Raw genomic sequence first — 20,107 nt, forward strand, 5'->3', positions numbered from 1 at the left:
GATCGCAGCCTTCGGCAGCTCCTTGTATATCGACTATCGCCCTGTCAGGAGCGATAGTTCTCGACTGATCATCGAGGGAGGGACTTGGAAGCCGTGCAGCTCCTTAGGCTTTTTGCCTGTGACGTAGATTGTGCTCCAGCCCTCCACACTCACTCATACAGTTCGAACGGTATCTTGGGCCCGCCTCAGGCTAGAGCTCGCATTCGCAAGGTTGGACAGAGTGAAGTGATGATCGCAAAAGGGACCAAGTGGAGAGACGATCATGTCAGGTTTCGTTGGCGTCGACATCGCAAAGAACACCTTTGATATTGCTACACATTTGCCCAATGGCAAGCACAAAACCAAGGCCAAGCTGGGCAACGATCCGAAGGGTTTCAAAGAGTTTGAGACCTGGCTGGACAAACACGTCGAGCGTTCGGCCCTGATCGTGATGGAAGCCACCAGCGTCTACCACCTGGAGCTTGCCGAGTTCGTCTACAACAAGGGTTTCCGGGTCTGCGTAGTGAACCCGGCCACGACCAAAGCGTACGCGGACAGTGAACTGCGCCGAATCAAGACCGATAAAAGCGACGCCAAGCTGATCGCTGACTTCGCCCGAGAAAAAGATCAGAAGCTTCAGCCCTGGGCGCCTGAGCCACTGAAATATCGCCAGTTGAAAGCGATGGTGCGCCGTTTGGATGACCTTCAGGAAATGGAGCAAATGGAGCGTAATCGTCTGGATGTGTCTGACGAAAAGGTCAAAGACTCGATCAACTCCGTTCTGCGCCATATCGAAAAAGAGATCGTAGAAACGCATAAGGCGATCAAAAAGCACATTGATGACGACCCGGACATGCGCCAGATGCGGGATCTGATCGTGACCATCGACGGCATCGGACAGAAAACGCTTGAGCGATTGCTGGCCGAGCTGGGTGACTTGCGCAAGTACAGCGATCCTCGCCAACTTGTCGCCGCTGCTGGGCTGAACCCCAAGTTGCAGGAATCAGGGAAGCTCAAGGGCCACACCCTAATTTCGAGAATCGGCTCAGCACGGCTGCGTGCAGGCCTTTACATGCCTGGCATGGTGGCGCTGAAACACAATAACGCGATCATGGCGATGAAAGAACGCTTGGAGGCCAACGGCAAGGCCCCCAAGCAGATCATCTGCGCAGCGATGCGCAAACTGCTGCACTTCGTTTACGGAGTGCTCAAGTCAGGTCTGCCATATGACCCAAAACTTGCGCTTGCCCGGTGAGATTTAAGACGGTATCTACACACGCAAAATAGGAAAACTCCACCTACCTTGTAGGATTCTGCGACAGCCTGGCGGTTGGTGATCGAACGTCCGCCACGTATGATCCCTGACAAACTCCCGCCGAATAGAAGCCTATGTCACTGATAGTTCTATTGCTTTTGCCCTTCATCGGCAGCTGTGTCGCGGCGCTGCTGCCGCATAACGCCCGTAACGCCGAATCCGTGCTGGCAGGCCTTGTGGCCTTGGTCGGCACCGTTCAGGTGGCTTTGCTGTACCCCCAGATCGCCGACGGCGGTGTGATCCGTGAGGAGTATTTCTGGTTACCGAGCCTGGGCCTGAATGTCGTGCTGCGCCTGGACGGTTTCGCCTGGCTGTTTTCAATGCTGGTGCTGGGCATCGGCACGCTGGTGTCGTTGTACGCCCGCTATTACATGTCGCCGGACGATCCGGTGCCGCGTTTTTTTGCATTTTTCCTGGCGTTCATGGGCGCCATGCTGGGGTTGGTGATTTCCGGCAACCTGATCCAGATGGTGTTCTTCTGGGAGCTGACCAGCCTGTTCTCATTCCTGCTGATCGGCTATTGGCACCACCGCGCCGATGCCCGGCGCGGTGCCTACATGGCCTTGATGGTGACCGGGGCCGGCGGATTGTGCCTGTTGGCCGGCGTGATGATCCTCGGCCATGTGGTGGGCAGCTATGACCTGGACAAGGTCCTGGCTGCCGGCAACCTGATCCGTGACCACGCCCTCTACCCCGTCCTGCTGACGCTGATTCTGATTGGCGCGCTGAGCAAAAGCGCACAGTTCCCTTTCCACTTCTGGCTTCCCCATGCCATGGCCGCGCCCACTCCGGTGTCGGCGTATCTGCATTCGGCCACCATGGTCAAGGCCGGAGTATTCCTGCTGGCGCGGTTGTGGCCGGCGCTGTCGGGCAGTGAACAATGGTTCTACATCGTCGGCGGCGCCGGCGCCTGTACGTTGTTGCTCGGTGCTTACTGCGCGATGTTTCAGAACGATCTCAAGGGCCTGCTGGCCTATTCCACCATCAGCCATCTGGGGTTGATCACCCTGTTGCTGGGCCTCAACAGTCCACTGGCGGCGGTGGCGGCGGTGTTTCATATTCTTAACCACGCCACCTTCAAAGCCTCGCTGTTCATGGCCGCCGGGATCATCGACCACGAAAGCGGCACCCGCGATATTCGCCGGCTCAGTGGCCTGGTGCGGCTGATTCCGTTCACCGCCACCCTGGCCATGGTCGCCAGCGCGGCGATGGCCGGGGTGCCGCTACTCAACGGGTTCCTGTCCAAGGAAATGTTCTTCGCCGAAACCGTGTTCATTTCCGCCACGGCCTGGGTGGAGCTGGCGCTGCCGATCATCGCCACCATTGCCGGGACCTTCAGCGTCGCCTACTCCCTGCGTTTTACTGTGGACGTGTTCTTCGGCCCCCCCGCCACCGACCTGCCCCATACCCCCCATGAACCGCCACGCTGGATGCGCGCGCCGGTGGAGTTGCTGGTGTTCGCCTGTCTGCTGGTGGGCATTTTCCCGGCCCAGGTGGTCGGCTCGTTGCTGGCCGCCGCCGCGTTGCCGGTGGTGGGCGGCCCGTTGCCCGAGTACAGCCTGGCGATCTGGCACGGCCTGAACGCGCCGATGATCATGAGCCTGGTGGCGATGTCCGGCGGCATCGTGCTTTATCTGCTGCTGCGCAATCAGTTCAAACTGGGCCACATCAAGCATCCACCGTTCATAGGCCGATTCAGCGGTAAGCGGCTGTTCGAGCGCTGCCTGGTGCTGATGATGCGTCAGGGCCGACGGCTGGAACGCAAGATCAGCACCCGGCGCCTGCAAGCGCAGTTGTTCTGGCTGGTGCTGGCCGCCGTATTGGCCGGGTTGATTCCGATGCTCAACAGCACGCTGGTGTGGGGCGACCGGCCGAAGATCCCTGGCTCCATCGTGTTCGTGACCCTGTGGCTGCTGGCGATCGCCTGCGCCCTGGGCGCGGCCTGGCAGGCCAAGTATCACCGGCTCGCGGCCGTGACCATGGTCAGCGTCTGCGGCCTGATGACCTGCGTGACCTTCGTCTGGTTCTCGGCCCCCGATCTGGCATTGACGCAACTGGCCGTGGAAGTGGTGACCACGGTGCTGATCCTGCTGGGCCTGCGCTGGCTGCCACGGCGGATCGAGGACGCAGCGCCGCGGCCCAACAGCGAACGGCGCGCACGCATCCGTCGTCTGCGGGACTTGCTGCTGTCCATCGCCGTGGGTGGCGGCATGGCGCTGCTGTCCTACGCGATGCTGACCCGCCAGACCCCCAACGATATTTCATCGTTTTACCTCAGTCGGGCCCTGCCCGAGGGCGGCGGCAGCAACGTGGTGAACGTGATGCTGGTGGATTTCCGCGGCTTCGACACCCTCGGAGAGATCACCGTGCTGGTAGCGGTGGCCTTGGCGGTCTTCGCCCTGCTGCGACGTTTCCGGCCGCCGAAGGAAAGCATGCAGCTCCCGGCCCAACAGCGTCTGCTGGCACCCGACGTGGTCACCGATCTGGTCAACCCGCGCCACGCCAGTGATACCGCGCTGGGATTCATGATGGTGCCGTCGGTGCTGGTGCGTTTGCTGCTGCCGATCTCCCTGGTGGTGTCGTTCTACCTGTTCATGCGCGGTCACAACCAACCCGGGGGCGGTTTCGTGGCCGGGCTGGTGATGTCGGTGGCGTTCATCCTGCAATACATGGTCGCCGGCACCCAATGGGTCGAGGCCCAGATGAGCCTGCGTCCGCTGCGCTGGATGGGCACGGGCCTGTTGTTCGCCACGGTCACGGGACTTGGCGCGATGGCGGTGGGTTATCCCTTCCTGACCACCCACACCTGGCATTTCGAGTTGCCGTTGCTGGGCGATATTCACCTGGCCAGCGCGCTGTTCTTCGACATCGGCGTCTATGCCGTGGTGGTCGGCTCGACCCTGTTGATTCTCACCGCCCTGGCTCACCAGTCGGTGCGGGCCCACAAGCCTGGTCTGCATCCCAAACCCATTGCACAACCCGTAGCAGGAGGCGCGGCCTGATGGAAGAAGTCATCGCAATAGCAATTGGCGTACTGGCCGCCTCCGGGGTCTGGCTGGTGCTGCGACCACGGACCTTTCAAGTGGTTATGGGCCTGTGCCTGCTGTCCTATGGCGTCAACCTGTTCATCTTCAGCATGGGCAGCCTGTTCATCGGCAAGGAACCGATCATCAAGGACGGCGTGCCCCAGGATCTGCTGCATTACACCGACCCACTGCCCCAGGCGCTGGTCCTCACTGCGATTGTGATCAGCTTCGCCATGACCGCGCTGTTCCTGGTGGTTCTGCTGGCCTCCCGGGGCTTGACCGGCACCGACCATGTGGACGGCCGGGAGCCCAAGGAATGATGTTGACGCCTCATTTGATCGCCGCGCCGATCCTGCTGCCGCTGTTGACCGCTGCGTTGATGCTCATGCTGGGCGAAAAACATCGTCCGCTCAAAGCCCGGATCAACCTGTTTTCCAGCCTGCTGGGCCTGGGTATCGCCATGCTGTTGCTGTACTGGACCCAAGGCCAGGCCCTGCCCGCCTCCATCGGCGTGTACCTGCCGGGCAACTGGCAGGCGCCGTTCGGCATTGTATTGGTGGTCGATCGCCTGTCGGCGCTGATGCTGGTGTTGACCGGGATCATCGGCGTCAGTGCCTTGCTGTTCGCCACAGCCCGTTGGGATCGCGCCGGCGCGAGTTTCCATGCGCTGTTCCAGATCCAGTTGATGGGCCTCTACGGGGCCTTCCTGACCGCGGATCTGTTCAACCTGTTTGTGTTCTTCGAGGTGCTGCTGGCCGCTTCCTACGGTTTGATGCTGCACGGCTCGGGCCGGGCGCGGGTGTCGTCGGGGCTGCACTACATTTCCATCAACCTGCTGGCCTCCTCGCTGTTCCTGATCGGCGCGGCGCTGATCTATGGCGTCACCGGCACTTTGAACATGGCTGACCTGGCGTTGAAGGTGCCCCTGGTGCCGGAAGCCGACCGGGGCTTGCTGCACGCCGGGGCAGGCATCCTGGCGGTGGCGTTCCTGGCCAAGGCCGGCATGTGGCCGCTGAACTTCTGGCTGGTGCCGGCTTACAGCGCCGCCAGTGCGCCGGTGGCGGCCCTGTTCGCGATCATGACCAAGGTGGGCGTCTACACGATCCTGCGCCTGTGGACGTTGCTGTTCTCCGGTCAGGCCGGCGCCTCGGCCTATTTCGGCGGCGACTGGCTGATCTACGGCGGCATGGCGACGATCGTCTGTGCCGCCATCGCCATTCTGGCGGCCCAGCGTCTGGAGCGCATGGCCAGCCTGAGTATCCTGGTGTCCGCCGGGATCCTGTTGTCGGCCATCGGCTTTGCCCAGCCAAACCTGGTGGGTGCTGCGCTGTTTTATCTGGTGAGCTCGACCCTGGCACTCTGTGCGTTGTTCTTGCTGGCCGAGCTGATCGAACGCTCACGCTCGGCCAATGAACCGTCGCTGGAGGACGATCTCGATGTCCTGCCTCGGCCACTTGAATCCCTGCAACCGCCCAAGGGCATCAACCTCGATGACGAACAGAAAGCCGTCATCGGGCAAGTCATTCCCTGGACCATGGCCTTCCTCGGCTTGAGTTTCATCGCCTGCACACTGTTGGTGGTGGGCATGCCGCCGCTTTCGGGGTTCATCGGCAAACTGGGGCTCATGAGCGCGTTGCTCAATCCTCAGGGGCTTGGGGAAAGTGTGGAACCGGTGTCGAACCAGGCGTGGGGCTTGTTGGCGTTGTTGATCCTGTCGGGGCTGGCGTCGTTGATCGCTTTCTCGCGCCTGGGTATCCAGCGCTTCTGGACGCCGCAAGAACGACCGTCACCCTTGTTGCGACCTTCCGAATGCCTGCCGATCATCGTGCTGCTGGGGTTGGGCATCGCGCTGACCTTCAAGGCCGAGCCACTGCTGCGCTACACCCAGGAGGCGGCCGCCGGGCTGAATAACCCCGAACATTACGTGATGTCGGTGCTCGCTACCCGCGCCGTCCCCGGCCCGAAAGCCGATAGCGCGCTGACAGAGGTGCAACCATGAAACGTTTGTTTCCTGCTCCGTGGTTGTCCCTGGCACTCTGGTTGCTCTGGCTGCTGTTGAACCTGTCCCTCAGCGCAGGGCATCTGCTGCTGGGAGCGGCACTGGGCGTGCTGGCACCTTTGCTGATGCGCCCGTTGCGCCCCAGGCCCATCCATATTCGGCGGCCTTGGGCGGTGCTGCGGTTGTTCCTGCTGGTGGGGCGCGAGGTGGTGGTGTCCAATCTGGCCGTGGCCTGGAGTGTGATGAACGCCGGACACCGCCCACCTCGCTCGCGGTTCATCAAGGTGCCGCTGGACCTGCACGATGCCAATGGCCTGGCGGCGCTGTCGATGATCACCACGGTGATTCCCGGAACGGTATGGTCGGAACTGGCCCTGGATCGCAGCGTCCTGCTGCTGCACGTGTTCGATCTGGAAGACGAAGCGGCATTCATTACGCACTTCAAGACCACCTTCGAGCGGCCGCTGATGGAGATTTTCGAATGAGCCCATTGCTGTCCAACGCGATCCTGTTGAGCCTGTTCCTGTTCTCCCTGACGATGGTGCTGACCTTGCTGCGTCTGTTCAAGGGGCCGTCGGCGCAAGACCGGGTACTTGCCCTGGACTATCTGTACATCGTGGCGATGCTGATGATGCTGGTGCTGGGCATTCGTTACGCCAGTGACACCTATTTCGAGGCGGCGCTGATGATCGCCCTGTTCGGCTTTGTCGGCTCGTTCGCCCTGGCCAAGTTCCTGTTGCGCGGCGAGGTGATTGAATGAGCGGCGAACTGTCGATGTGGGTCGAAATTCCCGTGGCCATCCTGCTGGTGCTCAGCAGCCTGTTCGCCCTGGCCGGAGCGATCGGCCTGGTGCGTTTGAAGGATTATTTCCAACGCATGCACCCTCCGGCCCTGGCTTCAACATTGGGCGCCTGGTGCGTGGCGTTGGCCTCGATCATCTATTTTTCAGCGCTCAAATCCGGCCCGGTGCTGCATGCCTGGCTGATACCGATCCTGCTGTCCATCACCGTCCCGGTGACCACCCTGTTGCTGGCCCGGGCGGCGTTGTTTCGCAAACGCATGGCCGGCGATGACGTACCGGCGGAAGTCAGCAGCCGCAGGACGGATCAGGGCGACTCGCCAATGCCTTGAGAGCGTGGGGGTTATCTGCCAAGGATATCCCCCCTGCCCTCGCAGCAATCGTTAAGCAACCCCTTGCGTTTCCGTCAATGCCGCCACCACCAGAGGATGCAGGACCGCGCCCGGGTGCTCGGTTTGCCAGGCACTCAACTGACGACGCATGGCCGGGGTCCAGAAGCTCTTCATGTGTTGACGCACCCCATTCACTGCCAGCGCGTGATCCGGCTCACTGGCGAAGTACTGCGCGATCTGGTTGGCCATCTTGATCAGGCTTTCGGAACTCATCGGCGCACCTCGGCTTTCTCGGCATGGCGACGCTCCTTCAGCAGGCGCCCCTGTTCGTCACTGAACGCCTGATAACGCTTCTGCCATTCGGAAGGCTGGCTGACCCGCACGATCTCGACCGCCGTCACTTTGTATTCCGGGCAGTTGGTGGCCCAGTCGGAGTTGTCGGTGGTGATGACGTTGGCACCCGATTCAGGGAAGTGGAAGGTGGTGTAGACCACGCCCGGCGCCACCCGCTCGGTGACTTTCGCACGCAGCACCGTCTGCCCGGCACGGCTGCCGATGCCGACCCAGTCGTCCTCGGCGATGCCGCGGTTCTCGGCGTCGGTCGGGTGGATCTCCAGGCGGTCCTCCTCGTGCCAGGCTACGTTGTCGGTGCGTCGAGTCTGGGCGCCGACGTTGTACTGACTGAGAATACGCCCGGTGGTCAGCAGCAACGGATAGCGGCTGTTGACCTTCTCTTCGGTAGGCACGTAGCCGGTGAGCATGAAACGCCCCTTGCCCCGCACGAACTGATCGATGTGCATGGTCGGCGTGCCGTCGGGCGCGGCATCGTTGCACGGCCATTGCAGGCTGCCGTGACGCTCCAGTTCGGCGTAGCTGACGCGACTGAACGTCGGTGTCAGGCTGGCGATTTCGTCCATGATCTGCGAGGGATGGCTGTAATGCATCTTGTAGCCCAAGGCATCGGCCAGGGCCACGGTGGCTTCCCAGTCGGCCTTGCCGGCCAGCGGTTCCATCACCTTGCGCACCCGAGAGATGCGGCGTTCAGCGTTGGTGAAGGTGCCGTCCTTCTCAAGGAACGAGCTGCCCGGCAGGAACACGTGGGCGAACTTGGCCGTCTCGTTGAGGAAGATATCCTGCACCACCACGCATTCCATGGCTGACAGCGCCGCAGTGACGTGCTGGGTGTTCGGGTCGCTCTGGGCGATATCCTCGCCCTGGCAGTAAAGCGCCTTGAAGGTCCCATCCAGAGCCGCTTCGAACATGTTGGGGATGCGCAACCCCGGATCGGGTTGCAGCGTCACGTTCCAGGCCTGTTCAAACTGGGCGCGCACCGTCTCGTTGGAAATGTGCCGATAGCCCGGCAGCTCGTGGGGGAAAGAGCCCATGTCGCAGGAACCCTGGACGTTGTTCTGCCCACGTAGCGGATTAACCCCGACACCCTCGCGACCGATGTTGCCGGTGACCATGGCCAGGTTGGCGATGCCCATGACCGAGGTGCTGCCCTGACTGTGTTCGGTGACGCCGAGTCCGTAGTAGATCGCCGCGTTGTCAACGCTGGCGTAAAGCCGCGCGGCGGCGCGGATCTGGTCGGCGGGCACGCCACAAACAGGGCCCAGAACTTCGGGGGAGTTCTCCTCCAGGCTGACGAAATCGCGCCAACGGTTGAAGTCCGCAGGCTCACAGCGTTGTTCGACAAACCCCTGATCAACCAGGCCTTCTGTGACAATCACATGGGCCAGCGCATTGAGCATCGCCACGTTGGTGCCCGGACGCAGTTGCAAGTGCAGGTCGGCACGGGCATGGGGTGAATCCACCAGGTCGATACGACGCGGATCGATGACGATCAGCCGCGCGCCCTGGCGCAGACGACGTTTGAGCTGGGAACCGAAGACCGGGTGAGCGTCAGTGGGGTTAGCGCCCATCACCAGGATCACGTCGGCCTTCATCACCGAGTCGAAATTCTGGGTGCCGGCGGATTCGCCCAAGGTCTGCTTGAGGCCATAACCGGTGGGCGAATGGCAGACCCTGGCGCAGGTGTCGACGTTGTTGTTGCCGAAAGCGGTGCGCACCAGTTTCTGCACCAGGTAGGTTTCTTCGTTGGTGCAGCGGCTGGAGGTGATGCCGCCGATGGAATCGCGCCCGTACTTGAGCTGGATGCGGCGCAACTCGCTGGCCGCATAGGTGACCGCCTCTTCCCAGCTGACCTCTTGCCACGGGTCGCTGATGTGCTTGCGGATCATCGGCTTGGTGATGCGGTCCGGGTGGGTGGCGTAACCCCAGGCGAAGCGGCCCTTGACGCAGGAATGGCCATGGTTGGCCTGGCCGTTCTTGTCCGGGACCATGCGCACCAGTTGCTCGCCCTTCATTTCAGCGCGGAAGGAGCAACCCACACCGCAATAGGCACAGGTGGTGATGACGCTGCGCTCCGGCTGGCCGATCTCCACCACGCTCTTGTCGATCAAGGTCGCCGTCGGGCAGGCCTGGACACAGGCGCCGCAGGAGACGCATTCGGAGTCGAGGAAGTTGTCACCGCCGGCTGCCGCCACGCGGGAATCAAAGCCGCGTCCGGTGATCGTCAGGGCAAAGGTGCCCTGGATTTCCTCACAGGCGCGCACACAGCGGTTGCAGACGATGCACTTACTCGGGTCGTATTCGAAATAAGGGTTGGAGACGTCCTTGGCTTCGGCCAGGTGATTGGCACCTTCGTAGCCGTAGCGCACCTCACGCAGACCGACCTGCCCCGCCACCGTCTGCAATTCGCAATTGCCGTTGGCTGCACACGTCAAGCAGTCCAGCGGGTGATCGGAAATATACATTTCCATCACGTTGCGCCGCAGGTCGGCCAGTTTGGAGGTCTGGGTACGTACCACCATGCCCTCCGTGACCGGCGTGGTGCAGGACGCCGGATAGCCGCGCATGCCGTCGATCTCCACCAGACACATGCGACAGGAGCCGAAGGCTTCCAGGCTGTCGGTGGCGCAGAGTTTCGGGATGGTCGTGCCCAGCATGGCCGCTGCGCGCATGACCGAGGTGCCGGAGGCGACGCTGATTTCGCGTCCGTCGATGGTCAGGCTGACCTGCACGTCGCTTTCACGCGCCGGGGTGCCGAGGTCGATATCGCTGCTGGGGTCGAAAATAGTGATCATTGGTCGGCCTCCGTGGTCGCCAGACCGAAGTCGGCGGGAAAATGCTTGAGGGCGCTGCCGACGGGAAAGGACGTCATTCCCCCCAGGGCGCAGAGCGAGCCGTACTGCATGGTGTCGCACAGATCATGCAACAGCAGTGCCTGCTCCTGGCGTGTAGCCGCATCGGTGCTGGCGATCAAGCGGTCCACCACTTCCACGCCACGGGTGGAACCAATCCGGCACGGCGTGCACTTGCCGCAGGATTCCTCGGCGCAGAACTGCAAGGCAAAACGGGCCATGTGGGCCATGTCCAGCGTGTCATCGGCAACCACCACGCCCCCGTGGCCGAGCATGGCGCCCATGGCGGCGAATGCCTCGTAGTCCAACGGCGTATCAAACTGTGAAGGCGGCACCCAGGCACCCAGCGGCCCGCCCACTTGCGCGGCCTTCAGCGGTCGACCACTGGCAGTACCGCCACCATAACCTTCCACCAGCTCACGCAGGCTCAGGCCGAAGGCGCGCTCCACCAGGCCGCCCTGGCGCACATTGCCGGCCAGTTGAAACGGCATCGTGCCCAAGGACCGGCCCATGCCGAAGTCGCGATAAAACTGCGCGCCCTTCTCCAGGATTACGGGCACCGAGGCCAGGGTCACCACGTTGTGGACCAGCGTCGGCAGCCCGAACAGGCCTTGGATGGCTGGCAGCGGCGGTTTGGCACGGACCGTGCCGCGCTTGCCCTCGAGGGATTCGAGCAGTGCCGTTTCCTCGCCGCAAATGTAGGCGCCGGCCCCCACCCGAACGTCAATGTCGAACTCACGGCCGCTGCCGCTCACGTTCGTGCCCAGATACCCAGCGTCACGGGCGATGCGCAGCGCATCGTTCAGGGTGCTGATAGCGTCCGGGTACTCCGAACGCACGTAGATGTAGCCCATGGTCGCGCCGACGGCGATCCCGGCGATGATCATGCCTTCGATCAAAAGGAACGGATCGCCTTCCATCAGCATGCGGTCGGCAAAAGTGCCGGAGTCGCCCTCATCGGCGTTACACACCACGTACTTCTGTGCCCCTACCGCGTCGCGCACAGTGCGCCACTTGATGCCCGCCGGAAACGCCGCGCCACCGCGACCACGCAAGCCGGAATCGAGCACGCTGGCGACCACCTCTGCGCCGTCCATCCGAATCGCCCGGGCCAGCCCAAGGAAACCGCCCTGGGCACGGTAATCGTCCAGGGACAGCGGTTGGGTGATGCCGGCGCGCGCAAACAGCAGACGCTGCTGGCTTTTGAGATAGGGGATCTGCTCAACCAGGCCCAAGGCCAATGGATGGCTGCCAGGATCGCCTGCCAGCGCATCCAGCAGGCTGGGCACGTCTTGCGGCGTCACAGGGCCAAAACCGAGCCGGCCTTGGTCGGTATCAAGCTCCAGCATCGGCTCCAGCCAATAAAGGCCGCGTGAACTGGTGCGGCGCAGCTCAAATGGTAGTTGTCGACGCTCAGCTTCACTCGCCAGCGCCGCTGCGACCTTGTCCGCGCCCACGGCACGGGCCACTGAATCACGGGGGATGCAGAGCTTCAGCATGCGCCCTCCTCCAGACAACCCTTGACCAGCTCGCGCAAGCGCTCGGGGGTTAACCGTGCATGCAGCTCACCGTCCAGTTCCAGCGCAGGTGAACAGACGCAGGCGCCCAGGCAATAGACCGGACGCAGGCTAATGCTGCCATCGGCACTGGTGCCGTGGTCATCCAGCGCCAGTTGCTCACGCAACTGCGCAGCCAGGCCTTCGGCCCCCATGCTCTGGCAGGACTCGGCCCGGCACAGACGTAGCGTGTGGCGCGCTGGCGGCGAGGTACGGAAATCGTGGTAGAAACTGATGACCCCGCGCACTTCAGCCTGGCTGAGGTTCAGGGCATGGGCAATTTCCGGGACGGCGGCGTCGGGGACGTACCCGCAACCTTCCTGGATCGCGTGGAGAATCGGCAGCAAGGCACCGGGGGTGTCCTTTTCGCGCTGCAACACGCTATGAATCAGAGGCAGGTGAAGCGTCTCATCAGGCATAAACGTACCTCGGCATCTCGAACGACACCGCCGCAATGCGGCAGCCGTCCGGAGTCTTGGCTGCGGTGCCGGGCCACGTCACGGACGCGTGGTTGATCCAGTCACCATTCTCGCTCTCCGGCCAAGTGTCTAGGCGCACCAGGTCCGGGGCATCGTTACAGCTTGCCACTCCCGGGGGGCGGCGGTTGCACACAGACGACTTAACGTGTCCTGAAAGCGACTTGAGCCGGGAGGCGGTCAGCTCTCATAGCTTAATTCACTATTGGTTATTAGCGAGTCGGGGCTGCCGGTGGCGGGTGGAGTACCTATGCTTCAGGGAGGGTTGCCCCTGGGATCGTCTCGGCGGCAGCTGAAGGCTTTCGTTGCCAAAGGTAAAGGCCGTCGAAGAACTGCTTGAAGCCATTCGTCGTTACTCCAAGTGAACCCATCCAGGTACAGGCTCATGAACAGCACTCACATCAACCACACACATGACCACGTGTTCCTTGGCTCAGGGCACGACGAAAACGCCAAGCGCACGCTTTGGGTGGTGGCACTGACCATGGTGATGATGGTTGGCGAGATCACCGCCGGCTATATCACCGGCTCAATGGCGTTACTGGCAGATGGTTTTCACATGGCAACCCATGCCGGCGCATTGGGCATCGCGGCGTTCGCGTATGGATACGCAAAACGCCACGCTTGCAGCCAGCGCTACAGTTTCGGTACCGGCAAGGTTGGAGACTTGGGCGGGTTCGCATCGGCACTGATTCTCGGTATGGTTTCCCTGGGAATTGGCGTTGAGTCTGTCCTGCGCCTCTTGCAGCCAACGGACGTTCAGTTCGGCACGGCTACGCTCATCGCTATTGCCGGTTTGATCGTCAACATTGTCAGTGCCCTGCTGCTGGGTCACGGGCACGATCATGGGCACGATCATGAGGATCATGGCCATGCCCACCACGGGAACGACAACAACCTGAAGTCCGCCTACGCCCACGTCATCGCGGACGCGCTGACTTCGGTCCTGGCTATTGTGGCACTGCTCGCCGGCCGCTATCTCGGTTGGGTGTGGCTGGACCCGGTCATGGGCATTGTCGGCGCCATCGTTATTGCGCGTTGGGCATGGACGTTGATGAGGGTCACCGCCGGTGTACTGCTGGATCAGACAGATGTGCCCATCGCCGAGGAAATCCGCGAACGGGTTGAAACGCCGGGAGATGCCACCCTCACAGACTTGCACGTCTGGCGGGTTGGACCACAAGCCCATGCGGCCATCGTCAGCGTCGTTGGTAACGCCACTGCGAGCGCCGACAGCATTCGTGAACGCCTCAAGCCGGTTCACGAAGTCAGCCATCTGACGGTCGAGTTTCGATCGGCCTGACTCAGCGCCTTCCCCACCATCGCCTCGAAAGGAACCCGCAATGCCCCTAGACCGCTCAGCAAGCTGCCAAAGGCAAGGAATAACCAGGTTTGCGTTTTACACCCAGAGGTCAGCCACTCCGATCAATTGAAAGACCTCATCTCCCGAGGGCTCGGCGAAGATGATGTCCAGGTTGCGGTAACCGGAGTGGTCTCCTGCCAAGCTCAGCTCGAATCGAGCCCCATTGGCGTCGGCTTCGTAGCTCTTCAAGTAAGTCAGGTTCTTGGCTTCATTGACCACCACGTCCAACGTGCCGTTGTAACCATTCCCCAGCCGGGTAAAGCCCAAGGCGGACAAATCGATAGTGTCTTCACCCGCGGTATAGTCCATCAGGCGATCCGTGTGGTTTTCAGTGGCGGTACGGTAGCTGTCGCTCAGTGCGTCGAAGCGGAACACATCGCTGTTACCGCCACCCACCAATAGGTCCCGACCCTCTCCGCCAACCAATACATCATTCCCTAACGCTCCATAAAGGCGATCATCGCCCGCCAACCCTTCGATGATTTCGCCTCGAGCGTTGCCTTGTAAACGATCAGCCTCTTCGGTACCCATCAAACTGGCTTGCTGGAACACGAGGTTGGTTTCATTCAGCGTTTGGCCCAAGTTACCGTCGAAGACCACTTCGAAGCGTTCCCCATCCGCGTTGGCCTCGAAACTTTTGAGGTAGGTCCGCGTCCCGCTTTCATTGACGCGTATCGCCAGCGTTCCGTCATATCCATTGCCCAGCCCGAGGAAGCCCAGCGAGGCGAGGTCGAGCGTATCAGTGTTGGGGTCGAAGTCGGTGATTCGGTCGCTATGGGCCGTGGTTGCGGTTCGGTAGCTATCTGAGACTGACTCGTAACGGAACGTATCGGCCCCGGCACCGCCCGTCAGCAGGTCGCGACCTTGCTGGCCATCGAGCAGATCGTTACCGGCCCCGCCAACGATCGCATCGTCGAATGAGTCGGTACCCAGCAAGAAGTCATCATCGCGGCCACCGTCAAGGTGGTAATAGCCGTCATCGGGATTGCCGAAGCTGTGGTCCAGGCTACCGTCGGGGTTCAACTGAACCAAGGCCGCCAGATAGCCGTCCGCTCTCGTGCCTTGCATTGCGCCGATCAACAGCTTGCCGTCGGCCAGCACGATCATGTCGGCTACGGCGAAAGGCGCGCTTTGCGAGCCCCAACTTACCCGACCCTGATCTCCGAAATCGCTGTCGAGGGAGCCGTCGGCGTTGAGTCGAATGACGCTCGCCACGCCGCCCGAGGCGCCCGCCAGCAGGATTTTGCCGTCATCCTGGATGACGAGGGCGTCTGCGTGAACATCCAGGGCCAGGCTGCCGCCGTTGGCAAAGCTGCTATCCAGGGTACCATCCTGGTTGAGGCGGGTCAGCGTATCTCGCCCCGTGACCAATACCTTCCCGTCCCCCTGCAGCGAAACGTCGATCGTGCTGCTGGGTTGAATGCCGACGGACGCGGGTAGGTGCAGGACCCCAGCCTCTGCGAAAGACGAGACCAAGGCCCCTGTCGCGTCGAAACGAGCGATATAGATCTCCCCAGAGGGATACGCAGCGCTCGCGAAAAAGCTGCCGTCGCGTTGTACCGAGAACGACGCTTGCTGGCCTAGAGAGTCATTCCAGTAAAAAGGCACTGTCGCGGTGCCGCCGTTCCCGAAACTCGTATCGAGGCTGCCGTCAGCCAAGGTACGCGTTATGCCCGACACCCAGGCGTCGCCTACTTTCACGTATTGCGCCACCAGATAGCCTCCTCCCGGCTGCACCGCAGCATTACCGCCGTCCTCGATATCGAGCGACACAGGCAGGAGGGATTTACCGTCTCCACTGTAGTTGCGGTCCAGGCTACCGTTGGCATTGAACCGGACCAGACTGCCGGTGAAGCCTGAATCCTCTTCGCCTCCCAACCCCAGGCGACTGTAAGCGCCAAGCCAGATAGCACCGTCCGGATCGACCGTGATCCCGCCGATGTTGTCCGAGCCCCATAAGGTCGTGGCTACCATGCCCGTGTTCCCCACAGCTGAAGCTGCGGGCGAGATGCTCTGACTCATGTCCATGCCTCCGATAGCAATCTGTCGCCAAAAACAATAGACACGCTTGAGTCTGGTTGCCACTTTACGAAACGAAGAGAGGTTCTTGGACGAGCTTCTACGCTGCTATCGATGCAACCAGTCTGCGGCAGCTGCGCAAGGTAATGCCAGGCTGGCTGAAGCTTTACTCATCGCGGGACTCTGAATCCAATCGCCGCTTGGCCTCGGCCAACATCTGAGGAACTGCGATTCGCTGGCTCAGAAAAGTAGCGACCATGAGGCGTTTTATCCAGTCAGATTAATTCCTGAGCTTGTCTTGGTTGTCGCTGATCCAGAATATGAACCATCAGGCAGGCATATAGCGTCACGAGAATGAACAGTCCCATGCGTACGGCAAACGCCGTGTAGACATCCTTGCCTGCAATACTGTCTTGAACCGACTGGCCTAGCAGAATAATCAGCGTGATCAGGCTGTTGAGCCAGAACCCCGGGCTTAAGCGTGTGGGGCTTAGTCCATATAGCTTGCACGCCAGCGCGAGGCCGAACAGCAACATCCAAAGGAAGAACATCCATAGGTGTACAAAAAGGCTCAGTGCACACCAGAACAACACCGCCAGCAGGCCTCCTAACAAGGTCGAGCCAAGCAATTCGCGAGCGGCATTACGCGACGTCGTTGTGGAGCTCTGCTGACCCAGGCTGACCGCTTTCAAGACAATGGGCAGGTAACTGGCCGGATCAATCAGGGCCACCAGAAACGCCGGTAATACAATCAGCGCAGCGCGCAGCGCAACCCTGTCGACGTCTTCCGCTCGCAGGGTCGGGGCCGCGGGTGGTGACGGCGTATTGGCTGACTCGGGAAACAGCCAATGACTTATCGCCAGCACCATGACGGCGAGGATCAAGCCTTTCACTAATGCACCGATGATCATCATCGCCAAGTCAAAATCGACGAAGCCAGCTGAGGAGATCATGGTCAGGCCGATCACCAGAAACGTGACGATCAGGTTATTGCCGCCACGCAGACCCAAGCGAAAAACCAGGAACAGGCTCACGCCGACCAGGAGAATGCCGCTGAACGAGTAGTAGCGCAGAATTGGGATAAGCAATAGGCCTACACCGGTGGTCAACATCGCTGCCAGTGCAAGTGTCAGTCCGGCCTTGAGTTGCAACGGACGATTGAGGGTGGCGATCAAAAGTACCGCAAGCACGGGCGCGATAAAGGGAATCGGCAAGGCCACGCCGAAGCTGATCGCAAGGCACAGCGCGGTGCCTGTAGCCAGGCGTAACGCCCGCTGAGTCCTCGGCGTCCGCTTAGTAGACATAAGACAGCCAACTCATCAGTCTCAGAAATAAGCGACCCAGTGGGTTCAGCGGGTTGCTTTGAGAGGGGAAAGCCATGACCTCGGCTTGGCCACCGGCACGTATCGCGCGAGTGTCACGCAGCCTGGCCATTGATTCCTCGGAAAATTCGATGATCACCGGAAAACGCTGTGCCGGACGAAGCCAATCCCGGCTGTTCTGCACAGTTGCCAATGTACCGGGCGCCGTCGTCGGCCCCACGCTGACGCCGTAGCCGACACTGCGGACACGCCCGTCGAACACTTCGCCTGGCAATGCATCCAGAACGATCGCAACCGGTGTCTGGGGCTTGACCAGACCGAGGTTGTTTTCGGTCATGTCTGCGCTGACCCATACATCATGGATGGCGATCAGGGTCATGACTGGGCTGCCGATGGCCGCGAACTGCCCCGCGTCGGTGCGTAGATCGGTGATCAAACCTGCCGAACGTGCGCGAATCTGTGTATTAGCCTGATCGAGTTCAGCTTTCGACAACGCGGTGGCGGCGCTGCGCAGCAAAGCGTTGTTTTCCGCACTGCCGCCCTCTTGCTCGCGCGCGCGCTGGACCTCGGCACGGGCGGCGGCGACCTGGCTGACCGCTTGTTGGTAGTTGGCACGAGATACTTCGAGCAAGCGTACGGAAATGGTGCCAGGGTCTTCGCGGTACAAACCCTCGAGGCGCTGGTTATCCTGCTGCGCCTTGAGTTCATTCGCCTGGGCCGCTCGCAAATTGGCTTGCGCCGCGGCGATGCCGGCGGTGCTGGCACCGATCTGTCGACGGGTGGACTCAAGATCTGCACGCGCACGGTCGACGGCAATCTGATATGGCTGAGGATCCACTTCGAACAGCACGTCTCCCGCCTTGACGTCCTGATTGTTACGCACGTTGACGCGGATGACTCGGCCAGCCACTTCCGCAGCGACCGGAATCACAAAGGCACCTACTCGAGCCTGTTGCGTATAAGGCGTAAAGCGGTCAGCCAACAAGTACCAGGCCAGACTCAGTGTGATTAAGATCAGTACCCACTTGATGCCTTTTGAGCCGGATTCAACTGGTGGTTCTGGCGCCTCGGGGGAAGAGGCATCGGGGGAAGACCGCGCGGCTTCACTCATGATTGTTGACCTTTTTGGGTTCCGCTGCTGAAGGCTCATCCAACAAATTGTCCCAGTCCGTGCGCTCTTCCATTTGCTGGCGGGTGGCCGGATCAACTTTCGGTCGGACGCTGTACCAACCGCCGCCCAGCGCTTTGTATAGGGCAATCACATTGCTGACGGCATTGCTGCGGCTGACCAGGTAATTGTCCTGTTGCTCCAGCAGCGCACGTTGCGAGTCGAGCACCCGCTGGAAGTCCGAATACCCTTCCCGATACAGGGCGTTGGCCAGCACCAGCGAGCGCTTGGCGGCGACTTCGGCCTCACGCAGGATGGCTTCGCGCTCCAGGGACTTGATCAGTCCATTAGCTGCGTCATCTGCCTCGCGTGCAGCTTGGCGCACCTTTTCGCGGTAACCTTCGATCAGTTGCTGCAACCGCGCATCCTGCACGCGCACGTTGTTACTGATCTGGCCATGGTCGAACAGATTCCAGCGCAGACTCGGGCCACCGATCAGGTCCAGACTCCTGGGCGTGCCATTGAGCGTATCAGTCGTCCAAACGATGCTGCCCAGCAAGGTCAGCGACGGATAGAAATCGGTTTCGGCCACGCCGATCAGGGCCGACTGAGCCGCGACATTGAGCTCAGCTGCACGTACGTCGGGCCTGCGCAGCAGCAGATTAGCCGGTACATCCTGCAGCACTGCACGGTCCACCAGCGGAATCCATCCTTCATTTTCGACCAGTTGCGGTAGAGCGCCGGGCGGCCGTCCAATCAATACGGACAACGAGTTACGGGTACGCAGAATCTGATCCTCGAAGTTGGGGATGGTACTGAGGGTCCCCAGGTATTGGGTTCTGGCTTGTTGCAGGTCGAGCTCTGCATTCTGGCCGCTCTTGAATAGCCTCTCGGTTATCTCGAAGTTACGTTTTTGCTGTTTGGCGTTTTCCTTAGCCACACGCAAACGTGCTTCGGTGGTACGCAGCGAAAAATAAGTACTGGCCAGTTGGGCGCGTAGCAGAACCAGCCCGTCTTCGAAATTGGCCTGGGCGGCGAAGTAACTGGCATCGGATGATTCAATGGCGCGACTGAAACGCCCCCAGAAGTCCAACTCCCAACCCATGTCGAACCCCGCACTGTATTGCCAGAAATGACTGTTTTGCGGATGACTCCCGCCGGATTGATTACGGTTGAAGTACAGACTGTCGGCGCTGGCTTGCTGCAGTTGTGGGTAACGCCCGCTCTGGGCAATACCCAACTGAGCCCGCGCCTCAATCACCCGCAGACCAGCAACTTTAAGGTCTGAATTGTTGGCATCCGCCTCAGCAATCAGACGATTGAGGACCGGGTCGCCGAAAACTTGCCACCATTGACGAAAGTCCGGGGTCCGGCTGCGTTGGCTGACTTGCTCAAGGGCAGGAGTCGTCCAATGTCCTGGCCACGCCTCCCTCGGTGACTGAAAGTCTGGCCCCAGGCGCACGCAGCCACTCAAGCCGAGCACTCCAAACACTAGCAGTTGGCCCGATCGCGTCAGATGCATGCGTTTTTCCCAGTCAAGGAAGACTACAGGAGCATAGACGCCCTGATCGCCCGCAGACTGCTAAGCTCTTCAAGCATCGTCACATTTG

General features: G+C 61.1%; 16 protein-coding genes. 8 read left to right on the top strand and 8 right to left on the bottom strand.

From position 1 onward, the window contains the following. Positions 1–262 precede the first annotated feature (262 nt). The 7 genes from BM132_RS08100 to BM132_RS08130 all read left to right on the top strand — a co-directional run bounded on the left by BM132_RS08100 (position 263) and on the right by BM132_RS08130 (position 7,450). A complete protein-coding gene (locus BM132_RS08100; protein WP_092453883.1) occupies positions 263–1,234 on the top strand; it encodes an IS110 family RNA-guided transposase in 972 nt (323 codons plus the stop codon). A 134-nt stretch (positions 1,235–1,368) separates the two neighbouring features. After that, the gene (locus tag BM132_RS08105) at positions 1,369–4,296 is read left to right on the top strand and encodes a monovalent cation/H+ antiporter subunit A (RefSeq protein ID WP_092454481.1); all 2,928 of its coding nucleotides are present in this window, start codon (positions 1,369–1,371) and stop codon (positions 4,294–4,296) included. After that, positions 4,296–4,640, top strand: a complete 345-nt coding sequence (locus BM132_RS08110; protein WP_003202835.1) for a Na+/H+ antiporter subunit C — start codon at positions 4,296–4,298, stop codon at positions 4,638–4,640. The genes BM132_RS08105 and BM132_RS08110 overlap by 1 nt, the downstream gene beginning before the upstream one ends. Then, positions 4,637–6,319: a monovalent cation/H+ antiporter subunit D gene (locus BM132_RS08115; protein ID WP_092396803.1), complete on the top strand. Its 1,683-nt coding sequence runs from the start codon at positions 4,637–4,639 to the stop codon at positions 6,317–6,319. The genes BM132_RS08110 and BM132_RS08115 overlap by 4 nt, the downstream gene beginning before the upstream one ends. Beyond that, positions 6,316–6,804 (top strand): Na+/H+ antiporter subunit E, encoded by a 489-nt coding sequence (locus BM132_RS08120; RefSeq protein ID WP_092396801.1) that lies wholly within the window; start codon positions 6,316–6,318, stop codon positions 6,802–6,804. Before BM132_RS08115 ends, BM132_RS08120 begins: the two co-directional genes overlap by 4 nt. Continuing rightward, positions 6,801–7,079 (top strand): K+/H+ antiporter subunit F, encoded by a 279-nt coding sequence (locus BM132_RS08125; protein ID WP_047225717.1) that lies wholly within the window; start codon positions 6,801–6,803, stop codon positions 7,077–7,079. Before BM132_RS08120 ends, BM132_RS08125 begins: the two co-directional genes overlap by 4 nt. Further along, positions 7,076–7,450, top strand: coding sequence for a Na+/H+ antiporter subunit G (locus tag BM132_RS08130; RefSeq protein ID WP_092396799.1), 375 nt, complete (start codon positions 7,076–7,078; stop codon positions 7,448–7,450). Before BM132_RS08125 ends, BM132_RS08130 begins: the two co-directional genes overlap by 4 nt. 51 nt (positions 7,451–7,501) lie before the next feature. Here the strand turns inward: BM132_RS08130 and BM132_RS08135 are convergent, their stop codons facing one another. From BM132_RS08135 to BM132_RS08150, 4 genes are read right to left on the bottom strand one after another with little or no spacing between them, the layout of a single operon-like run. Next, positions 7,502–7,723 carry a formate dehydrogenase subunit delta gene (locus tag BM132_RS08135; protein ID WP_092454484.1) on the bottom strand — a complete coding sequence of 74 codons (222 nt, stop codon included), beginning with the start codon at positions 7,721–7,723 and terminating at the stop codon, positions 7,502–7,504. Next, complete coding sequence (fdhF, locus tag BM132_RS08140; RefSeq protein WP_092454486.1) at positions 7,720–10,596, bottom strand: formate dehydrogenase subunit alpha; 2,877 nt, start codon at positions 10,594–10,596, stop codon at positions 7,720–7,722. The genes BM132_RS08135 and fdhF overlap by 4 nt, the downstream gene beginning before the upstream one ends. After that, positions 10,593–12,152 carry a formate dehydrogenase beta subunit gene (locus BM132_RS08145; protein ID WP_092454489.1) on the bottom strand — a complete coding sequence of 520 codons (1,560 nt, stop codon included), beginning with the start codon at positions 12,150–12,152 and terminating at the stop codon, positions 10,593–10,595. The genes fdhF and BM132_RS08145 overlap by 4 nt, the downstream gene beginning before the upstream one ends. Then, positions 12,146–12,628: a formate dehydrogenase subunit gamma gene (locus BM132_RS08150; RefSeq protein ID WP_047225711.1), complete on the bottom strand. Its 483-nt coding sequence runs from the start codon at positions 12,626–12,628 to the stop codon at positions 12,146–12,148. Before BM132_RS08150 ends, BM132_RS08145 begins: the two co-directional genes overlap by 7 nt. Positions 12,629–13,070: 442 nt before the next feature. On the opposite strand from BM132_RS08150, the gene dmeF reads away from it, so the two are divergent. Continuing rightward, the gene (gene dmeF, locus BM132_RS08155; protein ID WP_092454491.1) at positions 13,071–13,988 is read left to right on the top strand and encodes a CDF family Co(II)/Ni(II) efflux transporter DmeF; all 918 of its coding nucleotides are present in this window, start codon (positions 13,071–13,073) and stop codon (positions 13,986–13,988) included. 96 nt (positions 13,989–14,084) lie between these two features. Here dmeF and BM132_RS08160 read toward each other — a convergent pair whose 3' ends face one another. The 4 genes from BM132_RS08160 to BM132_RS08175 all read right to left on the bottom strand — a co-directional run bounded on the left by BM132_RS08160 (position 14,085) and on the right by BM132_RS08175 (position 20,019). Beyond that, complete coding sequence (locus BM132_RS08160; RefSeq protein WP_256244216.1) at positions 14,085–16,022, bottom strand: M10 family metallopeptidase C-terminal domain-containing protein; 1,938 nt, start codon at positions 16,020–16,022, stop codon at positions 14,085–14,087. Positions 16,023–16,342: 320 nt separating this feature from the next. Then, positions 16,343–17,371: a DUF2955 domain-containing protein gene (locus tag BM132_RS08165; RefSeq protein WP_092454495.1), complete on the bottom strand. Its 1,029-nt coding sequence runs from the start codon at positions 17,369–17,371 to the stop codon at positions 16,343–16,345. Beyond that, the gene (locus BM132_RS08170; protein WP_092454497.1) at positions 17,361–18,500 is read right to left on the bottom strand and encodes an HlyD family secretion protein; all 1,140 of its coding nucleotides are present in this window, start codon (positions 18,498–18,500) and stop codon (positions 17,361–17,363) included. Before BM132_RS08170 ends, BM132_RS08165 begins: the two co-directional genes overlap by 11 nt. Continuing rightward, entirely contained in the window at positions 18,493–20,019 is a 1,527-nt protein-coding gene (locus tag BM132_RS08175) for a TolC family protein (protein WP_092454499.1), read from the bottom strand. Before BM132_RS08175 ends, BM132_RS08170 begins: the two co-directional genes overlap by 8 nt. Positions 20,020–20,107 lie beyond the last annotated feature (88 nt).

The organism is Pseudomonas sp. NFACC45 (genome assembly GCF_900113505.1).
GTDB lineage: Bacteria > Pseudomonadota > Gammaproteobacteria > Pseudomonadales > Pseudomonadaceae > Aquipseudomonas > Aquipseudomonas tehranensis.